A 21,915-nucleotide genomic window follows, 5' to 3' on the forward strand; every position below is an offset into this window, starting at 1 on the left:
GTACGGCGGGCGGGCCGCGGGTGGAGTGCGCTTCGGTGCCGGCGCTCGGAGCGCACTTTTGCGAGCCGTGGTGGTACTCATCGCGCCCTCAAGTGACGTCAAGTGCCCTCAAAATGCACCCCTGTGGGTGACAAATGCGACCGCAAGCCTGACATAGCGTTCATTCATGATCGACCAGTCAAGCCGCCGGTCCGCCGTGCGGCTCCCCGTACCGGTCGGGCCGGCCCGTGCACTGGTCCTCGCCGCCGTCTTCGTCTGCGCCGCCTGCGGCCTGATCTACGAGCTCGAACTCGTCGCGCTCGCCTCCTACCTGGTCGGTGACTCCGTCACCCAGGCCTCCGTCATCCTGTCGGTGATGGTCTTCGCCATGGGCGTCGGCTCCCTGCTCGCCAAGCGGATACGGTGCGTCGCGGCCGTCGGCTTCGCGGGGGTGGAGGCGGCGCTCGCGCTGGTCGGCGGCCTCTCGGTGATGGCGCTGTACGCGTGCTTCGCCTGGTTCGGGATGGCGCGGCCGGCGATGATCGGCTGCGCGTTCGCCATCGGGGTGCTGATCGGCGCCGAGATCCCGCTGCTCATGACGCTGATCCAGCGGATCCGCCGGCAGGATGCCGGCGGCGCCGTCGCCGATCTGTTCGCCGCGGACTACGTCGGCGCGCTCGCCGGCGGACTCGCCTTCCCGTTCCTGCTGCTGCCGGCGTTCGGACAGCTCACCGGCGCGCTGGTCACCGGCGCGGTGAACGCGGTCGCGGGCGCCGCGATGGTGCTGTGGCTGTTCCGCAACGACCTGACCCCGAGCGCCCGCAACTGGCTGCTCGTCGCCAACCTCGGCGTGCTGACGGTGCTCGGCGGCGCCGCCTTCACGGCCGGCCCGTTCGAACAGGCCGCGCGGCGCGCGGTGTACGGCGGCGATGTGCGCGTCGCCGAACAGACCGATGTGCAGGAGATAGTCCTGACCGGAGGCTCCGGCGCCCCCGTCCAGCTCTTCTTCGACGGGCGGCTGCGGGTCTGCGGAGCCGACGAGTTCCGGTACCACGAGGCGCTGGTGCACCCGGCGATGGCCGGCCCGCGCTCCCGCGTCCTCATCCTCGGCGGTGGCGACGGCCTCGCCCTGCGCGAGGTGCTCCGGTACCCGGACGTGACGTCGGTGACCGTCGTCGACCTGGACGGCGAGCTCGTGCGGCTCGCCCGCACCGACGCCGACCTCGTCGCGCTCAACCGGCACGCCTACGCCGATCCGCGGGTCCGCACCGTCACCGCCGACGCCTTCGACTGGCTCCGGGCCGGCCGCCCGGGGCCGTACGACGTGATCCTCGCCGATCTGCCCGACCCCGGGATCTCGCGCAGCGCGAAGCTGTACTCCGAGGAGTTCTACGGCCTGGCGGGCCGCGCGCTGGCCCGGGACGGACGGCTCGCCGTCCATGCCGGCTCGCCGAGCTCGGCCCGGCACACCTACTGGACGATCGACGCGACGCTGCGGGCCACCGGGCTGCGCACCGTGCCGTATCTCACCGGCGGACGGGACTGCGGGCCCCCGTCGGGACCCGACCGCTGGTCCGGCAGGACCGGTGACGGGCCCACCGACTGGGGCTTCGTGCTGGCGTCGCGCGAGCGGCCCGAGCTGCGGCTCGCCCCGGACGCGCCACCGCTGCGCTCACTGACCCCGGCGGCCCTGCGGTCACTGCGCGAGGCCGCCTGGGCCTCCCGCGAGAGCGGACTCGCGCCTTCCACACTGATGCGGCCACGGGTGGGCGGCTGAGTGGGGTGGCGACCCGGCTCCGCGCCTGCTGCCGGGTCCGCTTCCGGGTCCGGTTCCGGTCCGGCTCGCAGGCCTGGCTCGGGCCTGTGTCCGGTCCGGCCGGTGCGACCCGGTGACCTGGGCGGCCGACGGTCGGTAGGCTCCCCGCATGGAGCATGAGGTGTTCGTTCCGGTCCTGGCGGAAACCATTCGGCAGGCACTCGCCGACCCGGCCCGCGTCGCCGCGAGCCTGCCCGGCTGGCAGCCCGACCCCGGCGGGGACGTTCTCACCGGCCGGCTGCGCGTGCGGGCCGGCGGTTCGACGATCACCTACCGCGGCTCGCTCCGCGTCACCGAGCGCGACGGCGGATTCTCCGTCGAGGGCGAAGGTGCGGAGGCGCGCGGCACCGGCACCGTGAAGTTCTCGCTCGGAGTGCTCGTCGAGGAGGCCGACCAGGCCGTTCCCGGCACGATGCTGTCCTTCACCGGCACCGCGACCGCGGACGGGCGGCTCGGTACGTTCGACGGCCCCGCCCGCGAGACCGCGGCCCGCCGGCTGCTCGACCGCTTCACCGCGGAACTGACGGCCGGGCTCCCCGGACTGCCCGAGGAACCCGATGTCGTCGACGGCCTCGACGGTGCCGACGAGGGCGGGGAGCCGGACCCGGCCGAGGAGATCGCGCTGGTCGAGGTGGACCTGAACGAGGTCGAGGTGGAGGTCCCGGAGACCGCGGCCGAGCTCGACGACCTCGAACCCCCGGCCGAGGCGGCCCACGCCCGCCGCACGATGATCGGCCGCAGCGCGGAGGAGGTCGACCACGCCCCGCCCCGCGGCCGTTACGCCCCCGCGCCCTCCGCGGCGACCACCTCCACCACCGCCACCCTCCGCTGGGCCGCACCCGCCGCCGCGGTCCTGGTGGCCTCCGCGGTCGTCGTGGGCCGGGTGCTGCGCCGCCGCCGGTAGGTGGGTGCTGAGCACACATGATCGAGGGTCAGGCCCTACGCTCATAGGGTGACGACTGGGAAGAAACTGACGGCGGGCGACGCCGAACTGACCGTGGTGCCGCAGGACGGCTGCCGGATCGCCTCGCTGACGGTCGGAGGGACCGAACTGCTGCGCCAGGGCGACCGGTACGGTTCGTTCATCATGGTGCCGTGGTGCGGCAGGACCGAGAACGGCCGGTTCCGCAACGGCGGGATCGTGCACCAACTGCCGGTGGACGCAGCTCCGCACGCGATCCACGGCACGGGCCGGCACACCGCGTGGCACGACGGTCCGCCCGGAACGGACTCGGCGGCTTCCTACTACTTCGACCTTGCCGACCCGTGGCCGTATCCGGGCCGCGTCACGCAGACCTTCGAACTGGGCGAGAACGAGCTGCGGATGACCCTGTCGGTGGAGGCGTCCGCCGACTCCTTCCCGGCGCAGGCCGGCTGGCACCCCTGGTTCCTGCGGAACCTCGGACAGGGCGGCCGCGACGCCGAGATCGACTTCAGCCCGGAGTGGCAGGAGGAGCGCGGCGACGACCATCTGCCGACGGGCAAGCGGACCGAGCCGAAGCCCGGACCGTGGGACGACTGCTTCGGGATGCCGGACGGAGTGGACGTGTCGCTGACCTGGCCCGGCGAGCTGCGGGTACGGGTGACCAGCCCGGCCGAATGGGTCGTGGTCTACGACGAGCAGCCCGAGGCCGTGTGCGTCGAGCCGCAGTCCGGGCCGCCGAACGGCCTCAACACGCTGCCGCGCCTCGTCACCCCGATCGATCCGCTGGAGATCACGACGGTCTGGTCCTGGGAGCGGCTGGGCTGATTCCGCCCGAGCCGATCGCGGCGGCTAATCTCGACGCTATGAGTGACGTGCGCGAGGCCCTGCTGCAGCAGATCAAGGACAAGGCCGTGGTCCACGGCAAGGTGACCCTCTCCTCCGGGCTGGAGGCCGACTTCTACGTCGACCTCCGCCGGATCACCCTGGACGGCGAGGCGGCGCCGCTGACCGGCCAGGTGATGCTCGATCTGACCAAGGACCTCGACTTCGACGCCGTCGGCGGGCTGACGCTCGGCGCCGACCCGGTGGCCGGCTCGATGCTGCACGCGGCCGCCGCCCGCGGCCGCCGGCTCGACGCCTTCGTCGTCCGTAAGGCGACCAAGGCGCACGGTATGCAGCGCCGGATCGAGGGCACCGAGGTCAAGGGCCGACGCGTCCTGGTCGTCGAGGACACCTCGACCACCGGTGGCTCCCCGCTGACCGCCGTCGAAGCGGTGCGCGAGGCCGGCGGCGAGGTCGTGGCCGTCGCCGTCATCGTGGAGCGCGGCGCCGCCCCGGCGATCGAGGCGGCCGGGCTGCCGTATCTCGCCGCCTACTCGCTGGCCGACCTCGACCTCGGCTGAGTCACGGCTGAGTCTCGTTCCTGCGCTTGCTCAGCGGCGGGAAAGACCTTCTGACCTGCGGATCTACCGGCCCCCTGAACGTTCCACGTGGAACGTTCAGGGGGCCTTCGCATGCGAGGTGTGCACCGAGGTGGTGTTCCAGCGGCTCTCTGGGAGGATGGTGCCGACAAAGACGTCGTACCGCAGTATCAGGACCCGCACATCACGAGGAGCGGACAAATGCCCATCGCAACCCCCGAGGTCTACAACGAGATGCTCGACCGGGCGAAGGCAGGCAAGTTCGCCTACCCGGCCATCAACGTGACCTCGTCGCAGACGCTGCACGCCGCGCTGCGCGGCCTGGCCGAGGCGGAGAGCGACGGCATCATCCAGATCTCCACCGGTGGCGCGGAGTTCCTGGGCGGCCAGTACAGCAAGGACATGGTCACCGGCGCGGTGGCGCTGGCGGAGTTCGCGCACATCGTGGCCGAGAAGTACCCGGTCACCGTCGCGCTGCACACCGACCACTGCCCGAAGGACAAGCTGGACGCGTACGTCCGTCCGCTGCTGAAGATCTCGCAGGACCGTGTCGCCGCGGGCCGTCTGCCGCTCTTCCAGTCCCACATGTGGGACGGCTCGGCGGAGAACCTCAACGACAACCTCGCCATCGCGCAGGAGCTGCTCGCCCAGGCCGTCAAGGCCAACATCATCCTCGAGGTGGAGATCACCCCGACCGGTGGCGAGGAGGACGGTGTCTCGCACGAGATCAACGACTCCCTCTACACCACACCGGACGACGCGTTCCGTACCGTCGAGGCCCTCGGCCTGGGCGAGAAGGGCCGCTACCTGCTGGCCGCGTCCTTCGGAAACGTGCACGGCGTCTACAAGCCGGGCAACGTCGTCCTGCGCCCGGAGATCCTCAAGGAGCTCCAGGTCGCGGTCGCCGAGAAGCACGGCAAGGCCAACGCCTTCGACTTCGTCTTCCACGGCGGTTCCGGCTCGACGATCGAGGAGATCAACGAGGCCCTGGAGAACGGCGTCGTCAAGATGAACATCGACACCGACCTGCAGTACGCCTTCACCCGCCCGGTCGCGGACCACATGTTCCGCAACTACGACGGTGTGCTGAAGGTCGACGGCGAGGTCGGCAACAAGAAGGTCTACGACCCCCGCGTCTGGGGCAAGTCCGCCGAGGCGGGCATGGCCGCGCGCGTCGTCGTCGCCGCCGAGAACCTGCGCTCCGCGGGCAACAAGATCAAGTAATTCGCGGCGCCACTGCGGAGTGCCGCTCCGTGGCACGACCGCGCAGTACCGCTCCGCACGCAGCCCCCCGGGTCCGCCGTTCCGGCCCGGGGGGCTGCGCGCTGTCCGGGACAGGGCAGACTGGAACGCATGGCCATTCACAAAGACCTTCTCGGGGGTCCGCCCCCGACCCATCTGCCCGACGACCCGGAGCCGCGCGAGCTGCTCGCCTCCGGGGCGGCGCCCTCCGAGGTAGCCGCGAAGTACCCGGCCTCCTCTCTGGCCTGGGCCCAGCTCGCCGACGACGCCTTCGAAGGGGGCCGGGTCGTCGAGTCGTACGCCTACGCGCGCACCGGCTACCACCGCGGCCTCGACGCGCTGCGCCGGGCCGGCTGGAAGGGCCACGGCCCGGTGCCGTTCGAGCACGAGCCGAACCGCGGCTTCCTGCGCGCGCTGCACGCCCTCGCCCGCGCCGCGCAGGCGATCGGCGAGCAGGAGGAGTACGAGCGCTGCTCGTCCTTCCTCCGCGACAGCTCGCCGACCGCGGCGGACACCCTCAGCTGACGGAACCGGCGACGGGACTCCGGCGGCACCAGTGGTGCGACGCGTGAGGGAACTCGCGTACGTCACCCACGTATTGGGCTGATGCCGCCTTCTCCCGTCCGGTCGCCGATTGCCCCCGAATTGCAGCAGAAGCTGACAAAAATTCATGCGGTTTGGCGTTGGACCGAACCCATGTGTGATTGTGAGCGTCATTGTCTGTGAGCACCGTGGGAGCAGTCGGCGGCCGGGGAGGCCGCCACTCCGGTGGCGCCTTCAGGGGGAGTTTTGACCCATCACGCACCGGTGGCCGGCGGCGACCGACAGCGAGGCCCCAGCCGTCGGGGGAGCCGGAGCCAGGCCGCGCGCCGGCGTCGGCGTGCCCAACGGCGTGTGCGGTTGCTGCTGACCTTCACCGTGCTGGCCGTGCTGGTCGGCGGTGTCGCCGCGTGGTGGAGCGGTGGTTCCGACGACGTCGCGGACGCGTCGGCCCCGACCGCGGCACCCGCCGCGTCCTCCCCGGTCGCCACCGCGTCGAAGGACGTGTCCCCGAGCGCTGCCGCCAAGAGCCCCAAGGCATCCACGTCGCCCAGCGTGACGAAGGGCGGCGGCAAGTCGACGTCCGTACCGAAGTCCGGCCCCGGCACCTTCAAGGCGGGCAAGGGCAAGGGCGACGGCTCCACGGTCGGCAAGGGCCTCATCCGTACGTACCGGGTCCAGGTCGAGGACGGCATCCTGGTCTCCGCCGACCAGGCGGCGGACGAGGTGGCGGCGATCCTCGCCGACCCCCGCAGCTGGGCCCATGACGGCAAGCACGGCTTCCGCCAGGTGTCGTCCGGCAGCGCCGACCTGGTCATCAAGATAGCCACGCCCGACACCGCCGACGCGCTCTGCCTGGCCGCCATCCACCTGGACACCGGCAACGAGCTGAACTGCGAGGTCCCCGGCGGTGTCGTGGTGAACCTCCGGCGGTGGATCCTGGGCTCCCCGACGTTCACCGGTCCCATCTCCGACTACCGTGCCCTGATCATCAACCATGAGGTCGGGCACAGCCTCGGCCACGGCCACGAGGGCTGCCCCGGCCCCGGCAAGCTCGCGCCCGCGATGATGCAGCAGATCAAGGGCCTCGACGGCTGTAAACCGAACGCCTGGCCGTACGACTCCCAGGGGCGCTACATCAGCGGCCCGCACGTGACCTGAGGCCCTTGCCGAATCACCGCACTCGACAGATGATCTCGGCGTGGCCCGGCGACCCCGGGCCGAGATCCTGAAGGGAACGGAAATGTCCGAAACACCGGCCGAGAGTCCGGAGACCCCGAACCTCGACTTCCAGGGCACCACCCCTTACGAGGACTACGTCCAGGCGGATGTCCTCACCCACCTTCAGCACACCCTCTCCGACGACCCCGGCGAGATGGTCTTCCTCGTCACCACCCAGGTCATGGAGCTGTGGTTCACCGTCCTCGTCCACGAGTGGCACACCGCGGGGCAGGCGCTCCGCGAGGACGACATCCCGACGGCGATGGCGGCGCTCAAGCGCAGCACCTACGAACTCGAATCGCTCAACGCCTCCTGGAAGCCGCTCGCGCACCTCACCCCCGGGCAGTTCAACGCCTACCGCAGCGCGCTGGGCGAGGGCTCCGGATTCCAGTCCGCGATGTACCGGCGGATGGAGTTCCTGCTCGGCGAGAAGTCGGCGTCCATGCTCGTCCCGCACCGCGGCTCGCCGCGGGTGCACGCCGAGCTGGAGAAGGCCCTGCACGAGCCGAGCCTCTACGACGAGGTGCTCGGCCTGCTGCAGCGGCGCGGCCACGACATCCCCGCCGAACTCCTCGAACGCGACCTCTCGCTGCGCTACGAGCCCGACCCGGCCGTCGAGCGGGCCTGGCAGCGGATCTACTCCGCCGCCGAGGCCACTCCCGGGGCCGGCGCGGCCTCCGCCGGTGACGCCGATCTGCTGCGGCTGGGCGAGGCGCTGACCGAGGTCGCCGAGCTGGTCTGGCGCTGGCGCAACGACCATCTGGTGGCGACCCGCCGCGCGATGGGTTCCAAGACGGGCACCGGCGGCTCCGCGGGCGTGGCGTGGCTGGAGAAACGTGCCACCAAGAACGTCTTCCCCGAGCTGTGGACGGCGCGCAGCCATGTCTGACGCCTCGCTGCGGGAGAAGGCCGGGCGGCTCGACGCCGCCGACGGGCTCGCGAAGATCCGCGACCGGTTCACCCTCGACGAGACCGTCTATCTGGACGGCAACTCCCTGGGCGCCCTCCCCACCACGGTCGCGCCCCGGCTGCGGGACGTGATCGAGCGCGAATGGGGCAGTCTGCGCATCCGCTCCTGGGACGAGAGCGGCTGGTGGACCGCACCCGAACGGATCGGCGACCGCATCGGCGCGCTGATCGGCGCGGCCCCCGGCCAGGTCGTGGCCGGCGACTCCACCAGCGTCAACGTCTTCAAGGCGGTCGTGGCGGCCGTCCGGATGGCCGGGGAGGACCGCACCGAGATCCTCGTGGACGCAGCGACCTTCCCGACCGACGGCTACCTCGCCGAGTCCGCGGCCCGGATGACCAGCCGTACCGTCCGGCCCGTCGCGGCCGGGGCGATGGCGGACGCCATGGGCGACCGCACCGCCGTCGCGCTCGTCAACCACGTCGACTACCGCACCGGGCGGCTGCACGACCTGCCCGGTACGACGGCCGCCGCGCACGCCGCGGGCGCCCTGGTCGTCTGGGACCTGTGCCACAGCGCGGGCGCGCTGCCGGTCGGTCTCGACGCGCACGGGGTGGACCTCGCCGTCGGCTGCTCGTACAAGTACCTCAACGGCGGCCCCGGCGCGCCCGCGTACCTGTACGTCCGCCGTGATCTGCAGTCCCGTTTCGACTCGCCGCTGCCGGGCTGGAACTCGCACGCCGATCCCTTCGGCATGAGCTCCGACTACCTTCCCGCGGACGGCGCCGTCCGCGGCCGCGTCGGCACGCCCGACATCCTGTCGCTGCTCGCCCTCGACGCCGCGCTCGACGTCTGGGACGGCGTCGCCGTCGCCGACGTACGGGCCAAGAGCCTGGCGCTGACCGACTTCTTCCTCGACTGCGTCGAGCGGTACGTGCCGGCCGGCCGGGTCTCGTCGATCACGCCGGCCCCGCACGAACACCGTGGCAGCCAGGTCGCGCTGCGCTGCGACGACGCCGGCGAGGTCATGCGCCGGCTGACCGCCCGCGGTGTCGTGGGCGACTACCGGCGCCCCGACGTCCTGCGCTTCGGCTTCACCCCGCTCTACACGCGGTTCGCCGACGCGGAACGCGCCGCGCAGGTGCTCGCCGACGTGCTCCGCGAGGTCGACGAGGAGGCCGGTGCGAAGCCCGGCGCGGAGGTCGTGGAAGCTGGCGGCGAAGCCGGCGCGCCGTCCGGCCACGACGCCGGTGAAGGGAACCGATAACCGATGCCCGCCTCCACGCCCGAGCACGCCGCCCACCGCGCGCCGGCCCCGGCCGGCGCCGGCCCGGCGGACGCCGCCGCGAAGCGTGCGGAGGCGGAGGAGGCATCGGCCTTCGCGCACGCGGCCGTCCCCCCGGACGTGACCGCTGCCTACGGTGAACTGCCCGACCAGATCGCCGACTTCTACCGGCCGCGTAGCGCGCCCGGTGTCCCCGCGCCGCCCGCGCCGCTCGTCGTGGTGGTGCACGGCGGTGCCTGGCGCGCACGCTACGACCGCCGGCACATCTCGCCGTTCGCCGCGTACCTCGCCGGCCGCGGCTTCGCCGTGGCGTCGGTGGAATACCGCCGCGGCGGCGAGGAGCCGCCGTCCGGCGGCGACGGCAGCGCCTACCCGCGCGAGGAGACCCCGCCGGCGGGCCGTTGGCCGGACACGCTCGACGACATCGCCGCCGCCGTCGACGCCCTGCCCGCGCTCGCGGTGCGGGCGCTGGGCGCGGACACCGTGGACCCCCGGCGGGTCGTGCTCACCGGGCACAGCGCCGGCGGGCACCTGGCGCTGTGGGCCGCCGCCCGCAACGCCCTTCCGCTCGATTCCCCCTGGCATCGCCCCTCGCCTCCCCCGTTGCGCGGTGTCGTCGCCCTCGCGCCGATCGCGGACTTCGCGTCCGCGATCCGGCTGGGGGTGTGCTCCGACGCCGTCGTGCAGTTCCTCGGCGGACCCGAGCACGTCACGGCGCGGCTGCCCCACGCCGATCCCGCCGCGCTGCTGCCCACCGGTATCGCCACAACCATCGTGCAGGGGACCACTGACAATGAGGTTCCGCCGCAGGTCGCGAGGGCTTTCGCGGCAGCCGCGGCCCTGGCGGGCGAGGAGGTCACCGAGGCGGTGCTGGACGGCATCGGGCACTTCCCGCTGATCGACCCGGCTGCCGCCGCCTGCGCCGTCGTCGCCGAGGAGATAGCGCAACTCGCCTGGTAGCGGGCGGCGCCGGCGACCGTCCGTGCCGCCTTCCGGCGGAGCCGTGTAGTCCTTGAGACGGATGCCGGGAGATCGGCTCCGGTGTGGACGACGCGCCGCCGTGAGCTGCCTAGTGTGTGAGCGTGACCGACACCGACCAGACCACTTTGCGGACCGAGCTCCGGATAGCCCGGAGCGCCCTGAAGGGGCTGCGTGACGACCTGGTCACCGACGCCTTCGCCTTCCGCCCGCTGCCGCCCCGCTCCACCGACGGCCCGGTCGTACGCCGGCTCCCCGACCGGCTCCGCGACTCTGCGCGCCTGCTGCCGCACGCCTGTCTGGCCGCCTTCGCCTGCTTCCTCATGCTGGTGGGCTTCGAGTTCGAGAGCGAGCGGGGCGGAGCGGCACTGGCCGCCGCGCTCCTCACCGGGATTCCGCTCCTCACCGTGCTGTTCCGCCCGGTCGGCGGCTGGTGGCTGTCCTTCGGAGCCGCCTTTCTCAGCGGCGCCGCGGCCGGCCAGTTCTCGGTGTGGCCGTGGTCGGCCACCGGATTCGTCTCGCACCTGGTGGTGATGGCCGTCGTCGCGGGCCGCACCCGGCCCCGGGTCGCGGCGGAGATGTGGCTGCTGACGGTGCTTCTCGGCGCCGGGTTCGCGTTCACGACGCCAGGCCGGGAGTCGGACACCTTCGCCATGGCGTTCGTGTCGTTCCTCGTCCTGCTCACCGTGGTGCTGATCAGGGGCTGGCGCGAGACGCAGGCGAAGGTCGTCGAGCAGGTCGCGGTCACCCAGGTGGAGCGCTCGCGCCGCACCGTCCTGGAGGAGCGCACGACGATCGCCCGCGAACTGCACGATGTCGTCGCGCACCACATGTCCGTCATCGCGATCCAGGCCGAGGCCGCGCCCTACCGCGTCGACGACCCGCCGGCCGAACTGACCCGCAGCTTCGCGATCATCCGGGAGAACGCGGTGGCCGCCCTCACCGAGCTGCGCCGCGTCCTGGGCGTCGTGCGGGCCGACAACCCCGAGGCGTTCGCCGACGGTGCCCCCGAGGCCCCGCAGCCCACCCTCGCCAACCTCGACTCCCTGCTGGCCAACGTCAGGGACACGGGCGCGGACGTCGACAAGGTGGTGACCGGCGCCGTCCGGACGCTTCCGCAGGGCGTGGAGCTCTCCGCGTACCGGATCGTCCAGGAGGGGCTCAGCAACGCGCTGCGGCACGCTCCGGGCGCCGCCACCCGCGTCGAGATCGGCTACGTCCTCGGCGGCCTCGGCCTGCGCGTGGTCAACGGCCCGGCCACCGGGGAGGTCAGGCCGTCCCACGGCGCCGGTCACGGGGTGCTGGGCATGCGGGAGCGGGTGTCGATGCTGGGCGGCGAGATGACGGCGGAACCCACCGCCGAAGGCGGCTACGAGGTGACGGCCTTCATCCCGGTGGCCGCCGAGCCGAAGCCGGAGCCGAAACCGGAAGGGGACCCCGGAGCGAAGCGGGAACCCGAACCGGACCCGCAACGGAAGCCCTGGCCCATGGTCAAGTCCACCGGGGACCCCGCATGACGATCCGGGTGCTGATCGTCGACGACCAGATGATGGTCCGGGAGGGCTTCTCGGTCCTGCTCAACGCGCAGCAGGACATCGAGGTCGTGGGGGAGGCGGTGGACGGCCGGGAGGCCATCGCCCAGGTGGCCGCGCTCCGTCCCGACGTCGTCCTCATGGACATCCGGATGCCCGAGGTCAACGGGCTGGAGGCGACCCGCGAGATCGTCGCGGCCGACGCTGACGCCAAGGTCCTCGTGCTGACCACCTTCGATCTGGACGAGTACGTCTACCAGGCGCTCCGCGCCGGAGCCAGCGGCTTCCTGCTCAAGGACGCCTCGGCGCGGCAGCTGGGCGACGCCGTACGGATCGTTGCGGCCGGTGAGGCGCTGCTCGCCCCGGCCGTCACCAAGCGGCTGATCGCCGAGTTCTCCCGGCTCGGTACGCCCAGGCCGCCGGCCCAGGACCGGGTCGGCGATCTGACCGAGCGCGAGACGGAGGTCCTCGTGCTGGTCGCCCAGGGCCTGTCGAACGCCGAGATCGCCTCGCACCTCGTCGTCGCCGAGTCCACCGTCAAGACCCACGTCAGCCGGGTCCTGGTGAAGCTCGGGCTCCGGGACCGCACCCAGGCGGCGGTCTTCGCCTACGAGGCCCGTCTGGTGACCCCGGGAGGCTGACCGGCCGGAACGGACGCCTCCGGGGGCCACAGGCCCGCAGAAGGCGTTCCAGGCGCCCTCTGGACGCACCGAAGGCCCCGCCCGGTGAGGGGCGGGGCCTTCGGCAGGTGGTTCGGTCAGCGGCTGCGCTTGGCGAGCCGCTCCACGTCGAGCAGGATCACCGCGCGCGCCTCCAGACGGAGCCAGCCACGGCCGGCGAAGTCGGCGAGCGCCTTGTTGACGGTCTCGCGCGAGGCGCCGACGAGCTGCGCCAGCTCCTCCTGCGTGAGGTCGTGCACCACGTGGATGCCCTCTTCGGACTGCACGCCGAACCGGCGCGACAGGTCGAGGAGCGCCTTGGCCACCCGGCCGGGCACGTCCGAGAAGACCAGGTCCGACATGACGTCGTTGGTACGCCGCAGCCGTCGCGCGACAGCGCGCAGCAGCGCGGTCGCGACCTCGGGCCGGGCGTTCAGCCAGGGCTGCAGGTCGCCGTGGCCCAGGGCCAGGAGCTTGAGCTCCGTCAGTGCCGTGGCCGTGGCGGTCCGGGGGCCGGGGTCGAAGAGCGACAGCTCGCCGATCAGCTCGCCGGGGCCGATGACGGCGAGCATGTTCTCGCGGCCGTCGGGGGAGGTGCGGTGCAGCTTCACCTTGCCCTCGGTGACGACGTAGAGCCGGTCCCCGGGGTCTCCCTCGTGGAACAGCGCGTCGCCACGCGCGAGCGTGACCTCGGTCATCGAGGCGCGCAGTTCAGCGGCCTGCTCATCGTCGAGCGCCGCAAAAAGCGCCGCGCGCCGCAGAACGTCGTCCACGAGCTCTCTCCTTGTCGACATCGCCGGATGATCCCCGTGATGCCCGCTGGCAAAACAGTGCGATCAATCACAAGTCTGTCTTATGTATCGCCGTGCACGTGCCCCGGGGGTCCGATTGGGGGTCGGTTCCTTGTGGTCAAGGGCAGATGTCAGTGCCGAGCCTTAGGCTGGCCGGGTGTCTGATACGCCGAGTTCGCAGAAGAAACGGCAGGGTGGGACGGCCAAGCGGGTGACCCGGACCCCTGATTCCGCTGTGAGCGAACAAGCTTCGCTCAAGCCCGCCAAAAAACCGGAATCACGCATCGCCCTGGTCCGCCGGGCGCGGCGGATCAACCGTGAGCTCGCCGAGCTCTACCCGTACGCCCATCCGGAACTCGACTTCGAGAACCCGTTCCAGCTCCTCGTCGCGACGGTCCTGTCCGCGCAGACCACCGACCTGCGCGTGAACCAGACGACCCCCGCCCTCTTCGCCGCCTACCCGACACCGGAGGATCTGGCGGCGGCCGAACCGGAGCGGCTCGAGGAGCTGATCCGGCCGACCGGCTTCTTCCGCGCCAAGGCCAAGTCGCTGCTGGGCCTGTCGACGGCGCTGCGCGACCGGTTCGACGGCGAGGTGCCGGGCCGGCTGGAGGACCTGGTCACGCTGCCGGGAGTGGGCCGCAAGACGGCGAACGTCGTCCTGGGGAACGCGTTCGGAGTCCCCGGGATCACCGTCGACACCCACTTCGGCCGGTTGTCCCGCCGCTTCGGCTGGACCACCTCCGAGGATCCGGAGAAGGTCGAGCAGGAGGTCGGCTCGCTCTTCCCGAAGAGCGAGTGGACGATGCTCTCGCACCGGGTGGTCTTCCACGGCCGCCGTACCTGCCACTCCCGCAAGCCGGCTTGCGGCGCCTGCCCGATCGCCCCGCTCTGCCCGTCGTACGGTGAGGGCGAGACCGACCCGGAGAAGGCGAAGAAGCTTCTGAAGTACGAGCTGGGCGGTGCCCCCGGCCAGCGCCTGCAGCCACCGCCCGACTATCCGGGCGACCCGGCTCCGGCGCTGGGCGCCACGGCGGCCACCGCGGCCATGACGCAGGGGAGCGAATGACGACGACACGTGGCGGCGAGGCGGCCGTATCGACCCAGGGGCTGCCCCAGTGGCTGCAGCCGGTGGCCCGCGCGGCGGGCGATGTGCTCCCCGAGCAGCTCAGCCGGTTTCTGCCGCCCGAGTCCGGCCGGGGCCGGCAGTCCGCCGTACTGATCCTTTTCGGTGAGGGCGAGCACGGCCGCGACCTGCTGCTGATGGAGCGCGCGACGTCGCTGCGGTCGCACGCGGGCCAGCCGTCGTTCCCCGGCGGCGCCCTCGACCCCGAGGACGGCGATCCCGAGGGCGACGGCCCGCTGCGCGCGGCCCTGCGCGAGGCGGAGGAGGAGACCGGCCTGGACCCGTCGGGCGTGCAGATCTTCGGCGTGCTGCCGCGGCTCTACATCCCGGTCAGTGAGTTCGTCGTCACACCCGTGCTCGGCTGGTGGCGCACTCCCAGCCCGGTCGGCGCGGTGGACCAGGCCGAGACCGCCCGGGTCTTCCGGGTCCCCGTCGCGGATCTCGCCGACCCCGCCAATCGGGCGACGATGACCCATCCCAGCGGTTTCCGCGGCCCGGCGTTCCTCGTCGAGGGTGCGGTGGTGTGGGGATTCACAGCCGGTCTGATCGACAAGATTCTGCACTTCGCGGGCTGGGAGCAGCCCTGGGACCGGGGCAGGACGGTGCCGCTCTCATAGAACGGCATGAGACCGTGTGCTCGTGCTGTGTCTTCCTGGGGGGCAGCCCCGGGAAACCCGGCCGTTGCCCCGGTCGAGCTGGACCGTCCTCGCGAGGTCAACCTAGATGAACGTGCTGGACTTGTTGCTGTTGCTCGCGGCCGCGTGGTTCGCGGTCGTCGGCTACCGCCAGGGATTCGTCGTCGGCGTCATGTCGGTGATCGGGTTCCTGGGCGGCGGCCTGGCAGCGGTCTACCTGCTGCCCATGATCTGGGACAAGGTCACCGACGACTCCTCGCCGGGGTCCGTGGCGGTGGTGATCGCCGTGGTCGTGGTGATCGTCTGCGCCTCGGTCGGCCAGGCGTTCACCACCCATCTGGGCAACAAGCTGCGCACCCAGATCACGTGGTCACCGGCCCGCGCGCTGGACGCGGGCGGCGGCGCGCTGGTCAACGTCGCCGCGATGCTGCTCGTCGCCTGGCTGATCGGCTCCGCGCTGGCCACCACGGCGCTGCCGACCATAGGCCGTGAGGTGCGCTCCTCGAAGGTCCTGCTCGGCGTCTCCCGGGTCATCCCGCAGCAGGCCGACAACTGGTTCACCGACTTCAGCTCCACGCTCGCGCAGAACGGCCTCCCGCAGGTCTTCAGCCCGTTCGGCAGCGAACCGATCACCTCGGTGCCCGCGCCCGACCCCAGGCTCGCGAGCAGCGCGGTCGTCAACGACGCCCGCCGGAGCATCGTGAAGGTCGTCGGGACCGCGCCCAGCTGCGGCAAGGTGCTGGAGGGCACCGGCTTCGTCTTCGCCAGGGACCGGGTGATGACCAACGCGCACGTCGTCGGCGGGGTCAGCGAGCCCACCGTCCAGATCGGCGGCGAGGGGCGGCTCTACGACGCCCGCGTCGTCCTCTACGACTGGCAGCGCGACATCGCCGTCCTGGAGGTGCCGTCCCTCAACGCACCCGTGCTGAACTTCACCGCGGGCGACGCGCACAGCCGCGACGACGCGATCGTGGCGGGCTTCCCGGAGAACGGCGGCTTCGACGTCCGTGCGGCCCGGGTACGCGGCCGCATCCAGGCGAACGGCCCGGACATCTACCACCGGGGCACCGTGCACCGCGACGTCTACTCGCTGTTCACGAAGGTGCGCCAGGGCAACTCCGGCGGCCCGCTGCTGACCCCGGACGGCAGGGTGGCAGGCGTCATCTTCGCCAAGTCCCTCGACGACGCCGACACCGGCTACGCACTGACCGCGGACGAGATCCGCGACGACATCACCGCGGGCCGCACGGCGGACCGCCAGGTCGACAGCCAGGGCTGCGCGCTCTAGAGGTCTTCGCAAGGTCCCGGCGGGCCGTTCGGGATCGGCCGAACGGCCCCTGAGGCCCTGTCCGGGTCCCTGAGGCCCTGTCCGGCGCTTAGTCGCTACGGGGGTGCCGCAGGCGCGCGCCCACCCAGCGGGCGCGCCGCCGGAGAATGCGGGGAATACCGATCTGATGCTCCCCCTCGGGGAGTACGGCCACAGGCGTCGCGCGGTTGACAGCTGCGACGAGATTGCGGCGGGTGCGTGATACATCACGGTAGTCGTGCGTCCAACCCATACCGAGCTACGTGCCCGCGCCCCAAGGTCGGTAATCGTGCGGCGGTCGGCCAATTGGCGTATGCGTCCGGCATTTGGCTGATCGTCAGACAGTCGTACCGGACTGTCCACCCGTCTGACGTCCCGTCCGGCGGCCGATCCTTCAGGGTGACTAGCGGTCCGGCTCGGGGTCCTTCAGCCAGTTGATCAGCTCGGTCGAGAACGCGACCGGGTCCTCCTCGTGCGGGAAGTGCCCCAGCCCGTCGAAGAGCCGCCAGCGGTACGGCGCCTCCACGTACTCACCGCTGCCTGCCGCGCTGCGGGTGCGCATCGCGGAGTCCAGCGAGCCGTGCAGATGCAGGGTCGGGACCCGCACCGGACGCTTCATGCGCCGGTTGAACTGGATGCCGTCGGGGCGGGCCATCGAGCGGACCATCCAGCGGTACGGCTCGACGGCGCAGTGCGCCGTCGAGGGGATCTGCATCGCCTGCCGGTAGACGTCGACCGTCTCCTCGTCCGGCAGCAGCGGTCCCGACCAGTCCCGGATCAGCCGTCCGACCATCGCGGAGTCGTCCGCGATCAGCTGCCGCTCCGGCAGCCACGGCCGCTGGAAGCCCCAGATGTAGGAGCCGGCCGCGCTCTGCTTCATGTCGGTGAGCATCGCCGTGCGCCAGCGCCGGGGGTGCGGCATCGAGCACACCGCCAGCCGGCGCACCAGCTTCGGGCGCATCACCGCCGCGGTCCAGGCGAGGTAGCCGCCGATGTCATGGCCGACCAGCGCGGCGTCCGGCTCGCCGAGCGAGCGGATCACCCCGGTCACGTCCAGCGCCAGGTTCGCGGGGTCGTAGCCGCGCGGCGTACGGTCGCTGCCGCCGACCCCGCGCAGGTCCATCGCGACCGCGCGGAAACCCGCGTCGGCGAGCGCCGTCAGCTGGTGCCGCCAGCTCCACCAGAACTGCGGGAAGCCGTGCAGCAGCAGCACCAGCGGGCCGTCGCCGGCCTCGGCGATGTGGAAGCGCGCGCCGTTCGCGGCGACATCCCGGTGAGTCCAGGGTCCGTCGAGCCGTGCAACCGAGGAATTACCAGCGACCGTCATGAAGCTGAGCGTGTCACACCTTGAGGTCGTCCGTGGTCCTGGACTCCAGGGGGCGCGGATGCGGCTTGACGCTCTGGAGTACGGCTGCCGTCTGCTTGGCCGAGGCGATGCTGCGCTCCGGCTTCTTCACCTTCTTGAACTTCGCCCGCGCGAACACCCCGAGGATCAGGGCGATCAGCACGTACGCGCCGCCGACGATCAGGAACGACCAGGCCAGACCCAGCCCGAGGGCGTGGATGCCGTAGGCCGCCGCCATGCTGAACATCGGCAGGGCGAAGAACGCCAGGGTGACGGCGCCCACGATCGCGCCGCTGCCGAGGCCGACCCGCTTGACGTCCTCACGCAGTTCCGCTTTGGCGAGGGCGATCTCGTCATGCACCAGGGCGGACATCTCCGCCGTGGCGGAGGCGAACAGCTGTCCGAGACTGCGGCTCGCGCCCTCGGCCTGCTCCACTGCGCTCATCGCATCCTCCGTCGGTATCCGTCATGCCCGGCTACCAGGTGGTAGGGACTGTTACCCACAGATCATGCCTCAGTCCCCGTCACCCGCGCCTCTGACCCGGGCCAGTTCGGCGAGCCTGCGGTGCTCGACGGCCTTCCGTTCGAGGATCTCGGCCATCCGCAGGTGGTACTCCGGCTTGTCCTGCTCGTAGATGTCCGGGATGCCGTCCCCGTCCTCGTCGCGCTCCTCCTCCTCGCACATCGCGCGGTACTTGTTGTTGCGGAGCTTGAGCAGGATGCCCGCGATGACGGCCGCGATCAGGGACCCGATCAGGACGGCCGCCTTCACCTCGTCGGCCAGCACCGGGTCCTCGTCGAAGGCGAGTTCGCCGATCAGCAGCGACACGGTGAAACCGATCCCGGCCAGTGAGGCGACGGCGAGCACATCGGGCCAGCGGAGCTCCGGGTTGAGCTCCGCCCGGGTGAACCGGGCCGCGAGCCACGTGCCGCCGAACACGCCCAGGGTCTTGCCGGCCACCAGGCCGAGCACCACGCCGAGCGTCTCGGGCTGGGAGAAGACATCGGTGAGCGCGCTGCCGGAGACGGCGACACCCGCCGAGAAGAGGGCGAACAGCGGCACCGCCAGGCCGGCGGAGACGGGGCGCACCAGGTGCTCGACGTGCTCGCCCGGAGAGTGCTCCTCGCCCTCCCGGCGGGTACAGCGCAGCATCAGGCCCATGGCGACGCCCGCGATCGTGGCGTGCACGCCGCTGTTGTACATCAGCCCCCAGATGACCAGGGCGAGCGGCAGGTAGATGTACCAGCCGCGCACTTCCTTGCGGAGCAACAGCCAGAAGACCAGCAGGCCCAGCACAGCGCAGCCGAGGGCCACGAAGTTGATCGACGAGGTGAAGAAGACCGCGATGATCAGGATCGCGAAGAGGTCGTCGACGACGGCGAGCGTCAGCAGGAAGGCGCGCAGCGCGGACGGCAGCGAGGTGCCGATGACCGCGAGCACGGCCAGCGCGAAGGCGATGTCGGTGGCGGTCGGGACCGCCCAGCCGTCGAGCGCGCCGCCGCCGACGGTGTTGACCACCACGTAGACGAGCGCGGGTACGGCCATGCCGCAGACGGCGGCGATGACCGGGAGCGCCGCGGCGGACGGCGTCCGCAGCTCACCGGCGACCAGCTCGCGCTTGAGCTCGATCCCGGCGACGAAGAAGAAGACGGCGAGCAGCCCGTCGGCCGCCCAGTGCTGCACCGACAGGTCCAGCCCCAGGGAGGACGGGCCGAAGTGGAATTCCCTGACCGTCTCGTAGGTGTGGTGCGCCGGGGTGTTGGCCCAGATCAGCGCGGCGACGGCGGCGATGAGCAACAGGATGCCGCCCACGGTCTCGGCGCGCAGCGCGTCGGCGACGAAGGTCCGCTCGGGGAGGGACAGCCGGCCGAGGAGGACGGAACGGCGGGTGGGCGCGGTCGCGGGCTGGTCGGTCGCGGGTCGCTCGGTCACAGGTCGAAGACCTCCGGTCGGTCGGTCATCCACTGGACATGGCTGACTCCGTTGCCGACCAGACTTCCCGGCGCACCTTGTGTACTGACGCGTTCCTGACGCGGGGACCAGCTTATCGGGTCACGCGCTGTGCCGTCCGGCGATCGTCATATTACGGACATAAGGGGCTCTCGGCCTGCTGCCGGGAGCCCCTTGTCGGCCGTCCGGACCCTCTCAGGCCCTGCGGTCAGTCCTCGCTGGTCGCGCCCGGCAGGTTGGTCTGGATCAGATCCATCACCGAGGAGTCCGTCAGCGTGGTGACGTCACCGAGCTCGCGGTTCTCCGCGACGTCGCGGAGCAGCCGGCGCATGATCTTGCCGGAACGGGTCTTCGGCAGCTCGCTGACGATCAGGATGCGCTTGGGCTTCGCGATCGGGCCCAGCGTCTTCCCGACGTGGTCGCGCAGCTCGGCGACGAGCGTGTCGGAGTCCGAGGCGGTGCCGCGCAGGATGACGAACGCGACGATGGCCTGGCCGGTGGTCGCGTCGGTCGCGCCGACGACCGCCGACTCGGCGACCTTCGGGTGCGAGACGAGCGCCGACTCGACCTCGGTGGTCGAGATGTTGTGGCCCGACACCAGCATCACGTCGTCCACCCGGCCGAGCAGCCAGATGTCGCCGTCCTCGTCCTTCTTGGCGCCGTCACCCGCGAAGTAGCGGCCCTCGAACCGCGACCAGTAGGTGTCGATGTAGCGCTGGTCGTCGCCCCAGATGGTGCGGAGCATCGACGGCCACGGCTCGGTCAGCACCAGGTACCCGCCGGAGCCGTTCGGCACCTCGCGCGCCTCGTCGTCCACGACGGTGGCGGCGATGCCCGGCAGGGCGCGCTGCGCGGAGCCCGGCTTGGTGGTGGTGGCGCCCGGCAGCGGGCTGATCATCATCGCGCCGGTCTCGGTCTGCCACCACGTGTCCACGATCGGGCAGCGGTTGCCGCCGATGTGCTCGCGGTACCACATCCACGCCTCGGGGTTGATCGGCTCGCCGACGCTGCCCAGCACCCGCAGCGAGGACAGGTCGAACTTCGCGGGGATGTCGTCGCCCCACTTCATGAACGTCCGGATCGCGGTGGGCGCGGTGTAGAGGATCGTCACGCCGTACTTCTGGACGACCTCCCAGAAGCGGCCCTGGTGCGGGGTGTCCGGGGTGCCCTCGTAGATCACCTGGGTGGCGCCGTTGGAGAGCGGCCCGTAGACGATGTACGAGTGGCCGGTCACCCAGCCGATGTCGGCCGTGCACCAGTAGACATCGGTCTCCGGCTTGAGGTCGAAGACGGCGTGGTGGGTGTAGGAGGTCTGGGTGAGGTAGCCGCCCGAGGTGTGCAGGATGCCCTTCGGCTTCCCCGTCGTGCCGCTCGTGTAGAGGATGAAGAGCGGGTGCTCGGCGTCGAACGCCTGCGGCGTGTGCTCGGCGGACTGCCGCGTGACGATGTCGTGCCACCAGACGTCACGGCCCTCGGTGAACGCTGTCTCCTGGCCGGTACGGCGGACCACCAGGACATGCTCGACCTGCGGACACTTGGCGACCGCCTCGTCGATGGCGGGCTTGAGCGCCGACGGCTTGCCGCGCCGGTAGCCGCCGTCGGAGGTGATGACGAGCTTGGCGTCGGCGTCCTGGATGCGGGACGCGACGGCGTCGGCCGAGAAGCCGCCGAAGACCACGGAGTGGGCGGCGCCGATCCGGGCGCAGGCCAGCATCGCGACCACGGCCTCGGGGATCATCGGGAGGTAGACCGCGACCCGGTCGCCGGCCTCGACGCCCAGCTCGGTGAGCGCGTTGGCGGCCCGGCTGACCTCGTCCTTGAGCTCGGCGTAGGTGAGCGAGCGGCTGTCGCCGGGCTCGCCCTCGAAGTGGATGGCGACCCGGTCGCCGTTGCCCGCCTCGACATGGCGGTCGACGCAGTTGTAGGCCACGTTGAGCTTGCCGTCGGCGAACCACTTGGCGAACGGCGGGTTCGACCAGTCCAGCGTCTCGGTCGGCTCGGTGTCCCAGCTCAGCCGGCGCGCCTGCTCGGCCCAGAAGGCCGGGCGGTCGGACTCGGCCTGTGCGTACGCATCCGCGGTGACGTTGGCGGATGCGGCCAGCTCGGCCGGCGGAGCGAAACGCCGCTCCTCCTTCAACAGATTGGCCAGGCTCTCGTTGCTGCTCACGCCAACTCCTTGTCAGACTGTCCCAGATGTCCCGGCCATAGCTCATCAGGCCGCGGGCGCGATGACAAGAGTCGCAGGATAATTGGTTT

The 21,915-nt window shown here is 71.5% G+C and carries 21 protein-coding genes; 15 read left to right on the plus strand and 6 right to left on the minus strand.

Features of this window, described 5'->3' with window-relative positions; genetic code table 11:
• Positions 1-166: 166 nt before the first annotated feature.
• The 12 genes from G3I60_RS36065 (at position 167) to G3I60_RS36120 (ending at position 12,487) form a co-directional block, all read left to right on the plus strand.
• A complete protein-coding gene (locus tag G3I60_RS36065) occupies positions 167-1,756 on the plus strand; it encodes a polyamine aminopropyltransferase (RefSeq protein ID WP_164294591.1) in 1,590 nt (529 codons plus the stop codon).
• A 148-nt stretch (positions 1,757-1,904) separates the two neighbouring features.
• Positions 1,905-2,699, plus strand: a complete 795-nt coding sequence (locus G3I60_RS36070; protein WP_138357062.1) for a carbon monoxide dehydrogenase subunit G — start codon at positions 1,905-1,907, stop codon at positions 2,697-2,699.
• 48 nt (positions 2,700-2,747) lie between these two features.
• Entirely contained in the window at positions 2,748-3,545 is a 798-nt protein-coding gene (locus G3I60_RS36075) for an aldose 1-epimerase (RefSeq protein WP_164294590.1), read from the plus strand.
• Between the two features lie 38 nt (positions 3,546-3,583).
• On the plus strand, positions 3,584-4,123 hold the full coding sequence (gene pyrE, locus G3I60_RS36080) for an orotate phosphoribosyltransferase (RefSeq protein WP_138357064.1): 540 nt from the start codon (positions 3,584-3,586) through the stop codon (positions 4,121-4,123).
• Positions 4,124-4,342: 219 nt separating this feature from the next.
• The gene (gene fbaA, locus G3I60_RS36085; protein ID WP_164294589.1) at positions 4,343-5,365 is read left to right on the plus strand and encodes a class II fructose-bisphosphate aldolase; all 1,023 of its coding nucleotides are present in this window, start codon (positions 4,343-4,345) and stop codon (positions 5,363-5,365) included.
• 129 nt (positions 5,366-5,494) lie between these two features.
• A complete protein-coding gene (locus G3I60_RS36090) occupies positions 5,495-5,908 on the plus strand; it encodes a DUF3151 domain-containing protein (RefSeq protein ID WP_138357066.1) in 414 nt (137 codons plus the stop codon).
• Positions 5,909-6,277: 369 nt separating this feature from the next.
• A complete protein-coding gene (locus G3I60_RS36095) occupies positions 6,278-7,084 on the plus strand; it encodes a DUF3152 domain-containing protein (RefSeq protein WP_343241120.1) in 807 nt (268 codons plus the stop codon).
• A gap of 82 nt (positions 7,085-7,166) precedes the next feature.
• Positions 7,167-8,033 (plus strand): tryptophan 2,3-dioxygenase family protein, encoded by an 867-nt coding sequence (locus G3I60_RS36100; protein ID WP_164294588.1) that lies wholly within the window; start codon positions 7,167-7,169, stop codon positions 8,031-8,033.
• On the plus strand, positions 8,026-9,318 hold the full coding sequence (kynU, locus tag G3I60_RS36105) for a kynureninase (protein WP_164608267.1): 1,293 nt from the start codon (positions 8,026-8,028) through the stop codon (positions 9,316-9,318). Before G3I60_RS36100 ends, kynU begins: the two co-directional genes overlap by 8 nt.
• 3 nt (positions 9,319-9,321) lie before the next feature.
• Positions 9,322-10,296, plus strand: a complete 975-nt coding sequence (locus G3I60_RS36110; protein ID WP_164608268.1) for an alpha/beta hydrolase — start codon at positions 9,322-9,324, stop codon at positions 10,294-10,296.
• 122 nt (positions 10,297-10,418) lie between these two features.
• Positions 10,419-11,831: a histidine kinase gene (locus tag G3I60_RS36115; RefSeq protein ID WP_164294586.1), complete on the plus strand. Its 1,413-nt coding sequence runs from the start codon at positions 10,419-10,421 to the stop codon at positions 11,829-11,831.
• Positions 11,828-12,487 carry a response regulator transcription factor gene (locus G3I60_RS36120; protein WP_164294585.1) on the plus strand — a complete coding sequence of 220 codons (660 nt, stop codon included), beginning with the start codon at positions 11,828-11,830 and terminating at the stop codon, positions 12,485-12,487. The genes G3I60_RS36115 and G3I60_RS36120 overlap by 4 nt, the downstream gene beginning before the upstream one ends.
• Before the next feature lie 116 nt (positions 12,488-12,603).
• On the opposite strand, the gene G3I60_RS36125 is transcribed toward G3I60_RS36120, so the two are convergent.
• Positions 12,604-13,278: a Crp/Fnr family transcriptional regulator gene (locus G3I60_RS36125; protein WP_138357072.1), complete on the minus strand. Its 675-nt coding sequence runs from the start codon at positions 13,276-13,278 to the stop codon at positions 12,604-12,606.
• 253 nt (positions 13,279-13,531) lie between these two features.
• Here G3I60_RS36125 and nth point away from each other — a divergent pair, with 253 nt between their 5' ends.
• The 3 genes from nth to G3I60_RS36140 all read left to right on the plus strand — a co-directional run bounded on the left by nth (position 13,532) and on the right by G3I60_RS36140 (position 16,345).
• Positions 13,532-14,365 (plus strand): endonuclease III, encoded by an 834-nt coding sequence (gene nth / locus G3I60_RS36130; RefSeq protein WP_343241116.1) that lies wholly within the window; start codon positions 13,532-13,534, stop codon positions 14,363-14,365.
• Positions 14,362-15,039 carry a CoA pyrophosphatase gene (locus G3I60_RS36135; RefSeq protein ID WP_138357074.1) on the plus strand — a complete coding sequence of 226 codons (678 nt, stop codon included), beginning with the start codon at positions 14,362-14,364 and terminating at the stop codon, positions 15,037-15,039. Before nth ends, G3I60_RS36135 begins: the two co-directional genes overlap by 4 nt.
• A 106-nt stretch (positions 15,040-15,145) precedes the next feature.
• Complete coding sequence (locus G3I60_RS36140) at positions 15,146-16,345, plus strand: MarP family serine protease (RefSeq protein WP_138357075.1); 1,200 nt, start codon at positions 15,146-15,148, stop codon at positions 16,343-16,345.
• An 88-nt stretch (positions 16,346-16,433) separates the two neighbouring features.
• Here the strand turns inward: G3I60_RS36140 and G3I60_RS45955 are convergent, their stop codons facing one another.
• The 5 genes from G3I60_RS45955 to acs form a co-directional block, all read right to left on the minus strand.
• The gene (locus G3I60_RS45955) at positions 16,434-16,616 is read right to left on the minus strand and encodes a hypothetical protein (RefSeq protein ID WP_138357076.1); all 183 of its coding nucleotides are present in this window, start codon (positions 16,614-16,616) and stop codon (positions 16,434-16,436) included.
• A 150-nt stretch (positions 16,617-16,766) separates the two neighbouring features.
• Entirely contained in the window at positions 16,767-17,690 is a 924-nt protein-coding gene (locus G3I60_RS36145; RefSeq protein ID WP_138357077.1) for an alpha/beta fold hydrolase, read from the minus strand.
• Positions 17,691-17,703: 13 nt separating this feature from the next.
• Positions 17,704-18,153, minus strand: coding sequence for a phage holin family protein (locus tag G3I60_RS36150; RefSeq protein WP_138357078.1), 450 nt, complete (start codon positions 18,151-18,153; stop codon positions 17,704-17,706).
• A gap of 69 nt (positions 18,154-18,222) precedes the next feature.
• On the minus strand, positions 18,223-19,641 hold the full coding sequence (gene nhaA, locus G3I60_RS36155; RefSeq protein WP_138357079.1) for a Na+/H+ antiporter NhaA: 1,419 nt from the start codon (positions 19,639-19,641) through the stop codon (positions 18,223-18,225).
• A gap of 226 nt (positions 19,642-19,867) precedes the next feature.
• Positions 19,868-21,826, minus strand: coding sequence for an acetate--CoA ligase (gene acs / locus G3I60_RS36160; RefSeq protein WP_138357080.1), 1,959 nt, complete (start codon positions 21,824-21,826; stop codon positions 19,868-19,870).
• Positions 21,827-21,915: the final 89 nt, after the last annotated feature.

The sequence above is a fragment of the Streptomyces sp. SID13666 genome, assembly GCF_010548325.1.
Taxonomy (GTDB): domain Bacteria; phylum Actinomycetota; class Actinomycetes; order Streptomycetales; family Streptomycetaceae; genus Actinacidiphila; species Actinacidiphila fildesensis.

Excerpts from the sequence above, each read along its gene's own strand:
- fbaA (WP_164294589.1), top strand. The coding sequence starts at position 4,343 with ATGCCCATCGCAACCCCCGAGGTCTACAACGAGATGCTCGACCGGGCG.
- G3I60_RS36100 (WP_164294588.1), top strand. The coding sequence starts at position 7,167 with ATGTCCGAAACACCGGCCGAGAGTCCGGAGACCCCGAACCTCGACTTC.
- G3I60_RS36135 (WP_138357074.1), top strand. The coding sequence starts at position 14,362 with ATGACGACGACACGTGGCGGCGAGGCGGCCGTATCGACCCAGGGGCTG.
- G3I60_RS36120 (WP_164294585.1), top strand. The coding sequence starts at position 11,828 with ATGACGATCCGGGTGCTGATCGTCGACGACCAGATGATGGTCCGGGAG.
- G3I60_RS45955 (WP_138357076.1), bottom strand. The coding sequence starts at position 16,616 with ATGGGTTGGACGCACGACTACCGTGATGTATCACGCACCCGCCGCAAT.
- G3I60_RS36070 (WP_138357062.1), top strand. The coding sequence starts at position 1,905 with ATGGAGCATGAGGTGTTCGTTCCGGTCCTGGCGGAAACCATTCGGCAG.
- kynU (WP_164608267.1), top strand. The coding sequence starts at position 8,026 with ATGTCTGACGCCTCGCTGCGGGAGAAGGCCGGGCGGCTCGACGCCGCC.
- G3I60_RS36150 (WP_138357078.1), bottom strand. The coding sequence starts at position 18,153 with ATGAGCGCAGTGGAGCAGGCCGAGGGCGCGAGCCGCAGTCTCGGACAG.
- G3I60_RS36140 (WP_138357075.1), top strand. The coding sequence starts at position 15,146 with ATGAACGTGCTGGACTTGTTGCTGTTGCTCGCGGCCGCGTGGTTCGCG.
- pyrE (WP_138357064.1), top strand. The coding sequence starts at position 3,584 with ATGAGTGACGTGCGCGAGGCCCTGCTGCAGCAGATCAAGGACAAGGCC.
- G3I60_RS36110 (WP_164608268.1), top strand. The coding sequence starts at position 9,322 with ATGCCCGCCTCCACGCCCGAGCACGCCGCCCACCGCGCGCCGGCCCCG.
- G3I60_RS36065 (WP_164294591.1), top strand. The coding sequence starts at position 167 with ATGATCGACCAGTCAAGCCGCCGGTCCGCCGTGCGGCTCCCCGTACCG.
- G3I60_RS36145 (WP_138357077.1), bottom strand. The coding sequence starts at position 17,690 with ATGACGGTCGCTGGTAATTCCTCGGTTGCACGGCTCGACGGACCCTGG.
- G3I60_RS36090 (WP_138357066.1), top strand. The coding sequence starts at position 5,495 with ATGGCCATTCACAAAGACCTTCTCGGGGGTCCGCCCCCGACCCATCTG.